Consider the following 1,533-nt stretch of genomic DNA (forward strand, 5'->3'; position numbering starts at 1 on the left):
CTCACTGGCCGTCGTCAATACCCGGATATTATCGGTATGCCGCAAGTCATTAAACGGGCGGGCACTATCAGCGCAGATGCGGCTGCTGATAACCCGTATGCCGACAGCTGGCTGATTAAGCTGGAGCAGGCTCTGGCAACAGCATCAGCCAGTCTTCAACAGAGTATTACTACCTTGCAGGAGACACTGAATGCTTTGCCGGAACACGTTACGTTATCTGCTGTTTCCTCCGTTGAACCACTGAATATCGGTGTCTACAGCCATTCGCCATTGGGATATCGCTGTGTTTGGCTGCTGGTCGGTTATGACCAACTGGCAATGAAAACCTTTCAGGCGTTCCATTACGGTTTTATTTCTCGTTCAGAGCGGGATGCGTTGCTGCATAACGGCAGTCGGGTGATCCGCCAGATTTATGGTCTGGTGCGTTCTTACCGCCCTCTGAAGGTGACCCGTACAGATATTGAGGAAAAAACACCGGCCGGCCTTGAAGCCATTAAATGGCTGGGCGAGCCGGAACCCGATATTTTGTCGGGTCGGTTGCGTTCCGGTTTTTCACCGAGCCGGCGTGCGGTTGTTCAGGATGCGGGCAGGGGGTGATATGCAGCTTTATTTGTGTGAAAAGCCCTCTCAGGCCAGAGATATCGCCCGCGTGTTGGGTGTGAAGCAGCGTGGGCAGGGATGTCTTTTGAGCCAGAACGTGACCGTGACGTGGGCTATCGGGCATTTATTGGAAATGGCCGCCCCGGAGCACTATGGCGAACAATTTGGCCCGCCTTGGCGGATGGAACCTCTGCCGGTGCTGCCGGCGCAATGGCAATGGACGGTGAAAAAAGAGACCGCTGATCAGTTTGCGGTGATCAAACAGTTACTGAAACAGGCGGATGAAGTGATCATCGCCACGGATGCTGACCGTGAAGGGGAAGTGATTGCCCGCGTGTTGCTGGAATATTGCGGTTTCATCGGTCCCGTCAGGCGGCTGTGGTTGTCCGCGCTGGATGAAACCAGTATCCGGCAGGCTCTGGCCGCGTTATTACCGGGGGAACAAACGGCACCGCTTTATCAGGCCGGGCTGGGTCGGGTACGCGCTGACTGGCTGATGGGCATCAATCTGACCCGCCTGTATACCCTGAAAGCACAGGCTCAGGGATTTGGTGAGGTGCTGTCCATTGGGCGGGTACAAACGCCGACACTGGCGCTGGTCGTGAACCGCGATAATGCTATCGGCCGGTTTGAACCCCAGCCTTACTGGCAGGTGATGGCCACATTGCAAAAAGATAATATTGCCTTTCGGGCCAAGTGGTTGCCCGGCCCCGATGCGTGTGATGAAGAAAAACGCTGTATTCGCGAAGATATCGCACATCGTGTGGTTAAAGCCTGCCAACAGACACAACATGCTGTGGTGACGGAGCTCACCCGGAAACGGGAGAAAACCCCGACGCCGCTTTGTTTTGATTTGGGGACACTCCAGCAGGTGGCTTCCCGCCAGTGGGGCATGGGGGCCGGTCAGGTACTGACGATTGCCCAGTCGCTGTA

General features: G+C 55.6%; 2 protein-coding genes. Both read left to right on the forward strand.

Annotated features, from left to right (window positions below; translation table 11 throughout):
* Window positions 1–597 (forward strand): PFL_4669 family integrating conjugative element protein (locus BM100_RS22375; RefSeq protein WP_092515013.1); only part of this gene is annotated, 597 nt, incomplete at its 5' end.
* 1 nt (window position 598) lies between these two features.
* On the forward strand, window positions 599–1,533 hold a 935-nt coding region (locus BM100_RS22380; RefSeq protein ID WP_244896551.1), incomplete at its 3' end, for a DNA topoisomerase.

Origin of the sequence: Xenorhabdus mauleonii, assembly GCF_900113945.1 — a bacterium.
Taxonomy (GTDB): Bacteria; Pseudomonadota; Gammaproteobacteria; order Enterobacterales; family Enterobacteriaceae; genus Xenorhabdus; species Xenorhabdus mauleonii.